The sequence below is a fragment of the Streptomyces adustus genome (genome assembly GCF_009377175.1).
GTDB lineage: Bacteria > Actinomycetota > Actinomycetes > Streptomycetales > Streptomycetaceae > Streptomyces > Streptomyces adustus.
Genome location: NZ_VJZD01000475.1, coordinates 1 through 3,065 on the forward strand (window position 1 = coordinate 1; position 3,065 = coordinate 3,065).

Below are 3,065 nucleotides of genomic sequence, written 5' to 3' on the forward strand. Positions count from 1 at the left end.
GCCGGGGGCCTGGGGCTCGACCGCGGGGCGTGGGGCTCAGCCCCGCTCCGCCACCGCCGCCGGATCGTCCAGCACCGTCCGTACCACCGAGTGTGCCGCCCCCAGCAGCGGCCCTTCGGGACCCAGGCGCGAGACGGACACGGCACAGGCCGGTCCGGCCGTGCGCCGCGCCAACTCCTCGCGCAGGGACGGCAGCAGCCAGGGCGCGAGAGCGGCCAGCGCACCACCGAGCACGACACTCTCGGGGTCGAGGAGGTTGACCGCTCCGGTCAGCGCGACACCGAACGCGGTTCCCGCGTCGCGCAGCGCCTGCCGTACCGACTCGTCGCCCGCCGCCGCCCGCCCGGCGAGCAGTCCGACCCGGTCCTCGCCCGGCTCCAGGCCGGCCGCGCGCAGCACCGCTTCCTCACCGGCGTACTGCTCCAGACATCCGCGCCCGCCGCACGCGCACTCGGGCCCGTCCGGCTGGACCGGAACATGACCCAGTTCGCCCGCGAACCCCCGGGTCCCGCGCAGCAGCCGCCCGTCCACCACGACCGCCGCGCCGATGCCGATCTCGGCCGACACATGAAGGAAGTCACGTGGGGTGCCCTCGCCGAGCCACAACTCGGCCAGACCGCCGAAGTTGGCCTCGTTGTCCACGGTCAGCGGCAGTTCGGCGGGCAGCAGCGCCCCGAGGTCGAGGTCGTGCCAGCCCAGGTTCGGCGCGCGCACGACGGTCCGGGCGTCGGGGGCGACCAGACCGGGCACGGCTATGGCAAGTCCGGCCGGCCACAGGCCCTCACGTTCCGCGTCGGCGACGACGAGACGCAGCAGCGAGGCGAGCTCCTCCAGTACCGGCCCGGGCGCGCGGCCGCGGTTCGTGCCGTGCCGCACCGCCCGCGCCCGCACCTCCCCGCGCAGGTCCACCGCGCAGACCGCGAGGTGGTCGACCCCCACCTCCGCGCCGATCCCGGCGGGGCCGCGCCCGCTGACGGCGAGGGCGGACCCCGGCCGGCCCACCCGGCCCGGCCGCTCCGGGCCCAGCTCCTCCAGCAGCCCGGAGCGGATGAGTTCGTCGACGAGGGTCGACACCGCCGCCCGGGTCAGACCGATGCGCGAGGCGACCGAGGCACGCGAGAGCGGGCCCTCGGCGCCCACGGTGTGCATCACCCGCGCGAGATTGCGGCGGCGCATGCCCTGCTGGGTGTCGGGCAGGGCCCGACCGGGTCCGGTCGGGTGTCCCTCGTGCAGCGGTGCGGTCATCCTTGCGGTCAGTCCTCGTTCGTCGTCCTTCAGCGGGCGTTCGGCTCTCGTTCCAGCAGCGTGGCCGCGTCGGAGAGTACCCCGGAGATCCTTTCCAGCGTCTCCTCGTCCCGCTCCACCGCTTCCAGCACCGGTCCCTGCGTGGTGTTCCAGCGCCGGGCGACCGCCGCCGGGTCCTCGCCGGTCAGCAGGCCGGCGGCCTGGGCCGCGGCACCGAGCGCGACCAGTTCCCTGGCCTCGGGGATCTGGACCGGCCGCCCGGAGAGCCGGCGTACGGTCTGCTGCCACGCCCTGCCCCGGGCGCCGCCGCCGATCAGCAGCAGCGGTGCGGTGCGGTCCGCATCCTCGTCGAGGACCAGGTCGAGCGCGCCCAGGAGGGAGTGCACGGCGCCGTCGTAGGCGGCCTGGAGGAGCTGGCCGGCGGTCGTGTCGTGACGCAGACCGTGCAGCAGCCCCGCGGCGTTCGGCAGGTTCGGCGTGCGTTCGCCGTCCAGGTAGGGCAGGAGCGTGACCCCGGTGGTGGGCTCCACCGCCTCGCGGTCGAGACCCAGCAGCGCGGCGAGGCGGTCGACGGCGAGCGTGCAGTTCAGCGTGCAGGCCAGCGGCAGCCAGTCGCCATGGGCGTCGGCGAAGCCCGCCACCGTACCGGTCGGGTCGGCCGGTCGCTGCTTCGACACCGCGTAGACGGTGCCCGACGTTCCCAGACTCAGCACCGGGGTGCCCGGTCGCAGTCCCAGCCCCAGCGCCGCGGCGGCGTTGTCACCGGTGCCGGGGGCCACCAGGGTGCCCTTGGAGAAGGGCAGGTCGTGGCTGTCGCGGACGGTCCCGGCCACCTCGCCGGGCCGGACCACCCGGGGCAGCAGAGCGGTGTCGAGCCCGACGTGCGCGAGGATCTCCTCGTCGTAGGCCTCGGTCCGCGACGACCACCAGCCGGTGCCGGAGGCGTCACCGCGGTCGGTCGTGCCCTGACCGGTCAGGCGCTCGGTGAGGTAGTCGTGGGGGAGACGCACGGCCTTGGTGGCGCGGATCGCCTCCGGCTCGTTCTCGGCCAGCCAGGCCCATTTCGTCACGGTGAACGACGCGCCGGGCACGAGTCCCGTGCGGTCCGCCCATTCCTTCGGTCCGCCCAGTTCCTCCGCGAGCCGGCGCGCCTGCGGCGCCGAGCGGACGTCGTTCCACAACAGCGCCGGACGTACGGGCTCGCCCTGGGCGTCCAGGGTGACGAGCCCGTGCTGCTGCCCGCCGATCGACACCGCGGCGGCCTCGCGGGCGGCGTCGCCGCACTGGCGCAGGGCCCGGTGCAGCGCGTCCCACCACTGGCGCGGATCGCTCTCACGACCCGCTCCGGCGGAGACGGTGTGCGGCGCCTGGCCGCTCGCGACGACCTCTCCGGTGGCCGCGTCGACGACGAGCACCTTGGTCGACTGGGTGGACGAGTCCACGCCGACGACGAGCGGACCCTCGGCTGCTGACATCGGGCTCTCCCTGCTTTTTTCCGCGGCTCTGCGGGGTCTGACCTGCTGGTTTTCTGAAGTCCGGGGTTCTGGAGACCCGGATCTCACCCTTCGGGGACGTCGTGTCCCTTCCCAGGGATGTGCTGGCATACTAATTTGTAAACGGCCATGACGAAATAGTTCAGCTAGCAAGGAGCCGCCGTATGAGCTACCAGCCCACTCCCGAGGACAGGTTCACCTTCGGTCTGTGGACCGTCGGCTGGCAGGGGAGGGACCCGTTCGGTGACGCGACCCGGCCGGCCCTGGATCCGGTCGAGACGGTGCAGCGTCTGGCCGAGCTGGGTGCCTACGGTGTGACGTTCCACG

2 protein-coding genes and 1 pseudogene are annotated in these 3,065 nt (G+C 74.0%); 1 reads left to right on the forward strand and 2 read right to left on the reverse strand.

Annotation, left to right across the window (positions count from 1 at the left end; genetic code table 11):
* Positions 1-36: 36 nt before the first annotated feature.
* The gene (locus FNH09_RS45745; RefSeq protein WP_152895774.1) at positions 37-1,245 is read right to left on the reverse strand and encodes an ROK family transcriptional regulator; all 1,209 of its coding nucleotides are present in this window, start codon (positions 1,243-1,245) and stop codon (positions 37-39) included.
* 29 nt (positions 1,246-1,274) lie between these two features.
* The gene (xylB, locus tag FNH09_RS45750; RefSeq protein ID WP_152895775.1) at positions 1,275-2,720 is read right to left on the reverse strand and encodes a xylulokinase; all 1,446 of its coding nucleotides are present in this window, start codon (positions 2,718-2,720) and stop codon (positions 1,275-1,277) included.
* A 182-nt stretch (positions 2,721-2,902) separates the two neighbouring features.
* Between xylB and FNH09_RS45755 the strand changes: the two are divergent.
* A pseudogene (locus tag FNH09_RS45755) lies at positions 2,903-3,065 on the forward strand (xylose isomerase); the annotation flags it as partial.